The following is a 3,119-nucleotide window of genomic DNA, read 5'->3' as shown; positions in this document are numbered from 1 at the left end:
GAGCACGGGGTGCGGGGCCAGCGGATCCACGGAGGTGAAGGGGCTGGTGTTCACGCCCACCACGGACGGCGCCAGCAGGCCCGCCAGGGTGACGTATTCCGAGAAGGGATTGGGCGCCACGTCGTAGTCGATGCCTCGCGTGTAGCGCAGGTCGTTCACCGTGACGGCGCCGAGGTTCTCGATGGTGACGTCCACCTGGTACAGCAGCGGCGTCGCGGGCGAGGGCGTGTAGCGGTGGGTGACGCGGAACGTGTTGCCCACGCGCACCACGGACAGCGCCGTGGTCGTGCTCGCGCTGTAGGACTCCACCGTGACGTTGCCCTGGCCGCAGGACGCGGAGGTGAAGCCGGAGATGCCCAGGTCCGCGCTGGCCACGCCCCAGCCCTCGCAGGGAATGCCCAGCGTCGCGGCCTCCATTTGCGTGGGGACGTAGCGCAGGCCCACGTCGGTGCTGCCGTACGGCCCGCTGGACGTCGTGCCGGTGGCGCAGGGCACGTACAGGTGGCCCTGCGGTGCAACACCCAGATGCACCGTGCCGTTGCCGATGACGCCCGGGCACAGGTTCGTGGTGGGCGGAGGGCGGGCCACCGCCAGCGGCGTTTCGGAAACGCGCCGGGCGGCCTCCTTGCGCTGGAGCGTGGCGCTGTCGGGGGGTTGTCGCTCGGGGATGGCGGCAAGGCCTGCGCCGCTGATCAGCACGGCGCACAGCAGGGATTGCCTCCGAAGGGAGGACATCGAAGGGGAACGCATCGGGGAGGGCTCCAGGGGTGGAACGGGGGCGGATGTTTCACCGGGACCTTGGGGCAAAACGCCCCGGCGTGACCAGGACCCGGGGCGCATGGGGCAGAAAGCCCCGGCCCGATGCACCGTCCGCCCGTGAAGACGCGGCAGGGTTCTTGCTGACACGCCCCTGTCTCACGGCCAGTGCCGGATCCTCCGCCCCACACCCCTTTTACGGATCCGGCACTGGCCGCGAGGCAGGAAGGCGGCAACCGCGCATGCTCGAATCACGGCGCCCCGAGTCGGCCGTTCGCGACGTGCTTCCCTACCGGAAGCCGAAGCTGGGACGGGACTACTGGATCCACGACAACGTCCTGCCCAACGCGCTGGAGGTCTACGAGCGCAACCTGGCCCGCGAGGACTGGACGATGGGCGCGCCCTGGCGGCCCGAAATCTGGCCCGGCATCCGCGCGCCCCACGCGCTCACGCCTGAAGAGCTGGCGCCCGTGGAGCGGTGGATCTGCGAACAGACCGGCGTGCGCGCCCTCAAGCAGGAGGCCCCGGCGCAGGGCTCGCTGTCCCACAACCACGTGCAGCTCGTGGGGGAGAAGGAGTCCACCGCCAAGCCGCACGTGGACTCGCTGGCCCTGTGCGACTTCGCGGGCGTCATCTACCTGCACCCGAAGCCGCCCGTGAAGCACGTGGGCACCTCCTTCTACCGGCTGCGCCTGTCCAGCGGCGGCCTGGGCGGCAACACCTGCCCTCCCGGCTGCGTCAACCTCACCCAGGCCTTCGGCGTGACGAAGCTGCCCGCGAACGCGTGGGTGCAGGACGTGGAGGTGGAGAACGTCTTCAACCGCCTCATCGTCTACCGAGCGGACTTCGTGCACTCGGCGACCGCGTACTTCGGGCAGGGCGACAAGCGGAACAAGCGCGCCACCGCCCTCTTCTTCTGGAAGGCCGTGCGTTAGGCCCGCGCGTCCAGCATCCGCGCCAGCATGTCCGCGCTGCGCTCGCTGCTGAACTGCTCCTCCACCTTGCGGCGGCCCGCCTCGCCCAGCCGCACCGCTTCGGCCGGGTCCCGCGCCAGCTTCTCCAGCTTCTCCGCCAGCACCGCGGGCGCCTGCGGCGGCACCAGCACGCCGTCCACGCCGTCGTCCACCAGCTCCTTCACGCCGCCCGCGCCTGTCACCACCACCGGCGCGCGCATGGCCATGGCCTCCATGATGGCCACGCCCAGCGGCTCCTGGAGGCTCGCCAGCGCGAAGAGGTGCGAGCGCTGGATGCCGTCCTTCACCACGTCCTCGCTCACCGCGCCCAGCAGCGTCACCGCGTCCGTGAGGCCGTCCTGCGCGAGCTTCGCCTCCAGCACCTTGCGGTACGTGGTGCCGCCCGCCTCGTCCTCGCCCGCGATGGACAGCCGCGCGTCGATGCCCTTCTTGCGCAGCATCCCCACCGCGTCGATGAGGTCCGCGTGCCCCTTGCACGGGTTCAGCCGGCCGCACGCGAACAGCCGCAGCGGGCCTTCACCGGACCACGGCTCGTAGGGCACCGAGCGCTGGAAGCGCGACAGCTCCACGCCCATGGGCGCCAGCTCGATGCGCTCCGGCAGGCTCCCGGCCAGCTCCTGGCGCACCTCCGCCAGCAGCTTCTTGGTGATGACGAAGGCGAACTTCGCGTGCCGCCACTTCTCCCGCTGGTTCGGCCCGTAGTCGTCCAGCGGCCCGTGCAGCGTCATGCTGTAGGTGAGCCCCGACAACAGGTGCGCGAACATGGCGACGTGCGCCGCGTTGGCGCAGGAGTGCACGTGCACGTGCGTCCAGCCGCGCTCGCGCGCCAGCGACGCCAGCCGGCCGCCCATCACCGCGAACGCCACCAGCTGCGCGCGGCCCTTCGCGTCCAGCCCCTCCGCCCGGGCGATGGAGGCCAGCACCCGCGCCCAGCCCGTGGGCATGGCCCGGGCAATCTCCAGCGCGGCCCGCAGCACGCCCAGGGGCGGCGGCGGCGCCAGGTACTCCGTGCGCGACATGGCCTCGCGGGCCCAGCTGTGGCTGATGATGCGCGCGGGCGGCGGACGGGTGGACACCAGCTCCGGCGACACACCCTTCCCCGGCAGCGCCTGCAGCTCGCGCCAGAAGAAGATGTGGGTCTGTCCGGGGAACTCGGGAATCAGGTAGCCGATCTTCTGCACGCCCCATCCATAACACGCCGCGTCCCCCACGCTCCCCGCGCCCGGCGGGGGCCATAGGGGGCCGGTGGGGGTGTCACGTGTGACAGCAGACCGATGGCGCGCTCCTTCGCCTGCCCGCCCGCCCGGGTCGTTGGGTCATGACGCCTCATTGCGTTATACCGTCCGCGCTCCCATGTCCGCCGATTCGAGCCCCCCGTCACCCTCCGAG

2 protein-coding genes and 1 pseudogene are annotated in these 3,119 nt (G+C 71.5%); 1 reads left to right on the top strand and 2 read right to left on the bottom strand.

Annotated features, from left to right (window positions below):
* Positions 1 to 735 (bottom strand): annotated as a pseudogene (locus D7W79_RS40620) (hypothetical protein); the annotation flags it as partial.
* 263 nt (positions 736 to 998) lie between these two features.
* Between D7W79_RS40620 and D7W79_RS40615 the strand changes: the two are divergent.
* Positions 999 to 1,691, top strand: a complete 693-nt coding sequence (locus D7W79_RS40615; RefSeq protein WP_120530559.1) for a hypothetical protein — start codon at positions 999 to 1,001, stop codon at positions 1,689 to 1,691.
* Here D7W79_RS40615 and epsE read toward each other — a convergent pair.
* Positions 1,688 to 2,911: an exopolysaccharide biosynthesis GT4 family glycosyltransferase EpsE gene (gene epsE, locus D7W79_RS40610; RefSeq protein ID WP_120530558.1), complete on the bottom strand. Its 1,224-nt coding sequence runs from the start codon at positions 2,909 to 2,911 to the stop codon at positions 1,688 to 1,690. The two genes, D7W79_RS40615 and epsE, sit on opposite strands and share 4 nt — an antisense overlap.
* Positions 2,912 to 3,119: the final 208 nt, after the last annotated feature.

The sequence above is a fragment of the Corallococcus exercitus genome (assembly GCF_003611585.1).
GTDB lineage: Bacteria > Myxococcota > Myxococcia > Myxococcales > Myxococcaceae > Corallococcus > Corallococcus exercitus.
This window is presented reverse-complemented; position numbering and strand designations above follow the sequence as displayed.

Coding starts and splice junctions, on each gene's coding strand:
- D7W79_RS40615 (WP_120530559.1), top strand. CDS start 999: ATGCTCGAATCACGGCGCCCCGAGTCGGCCGTTCGCGACGTGCTTCCC.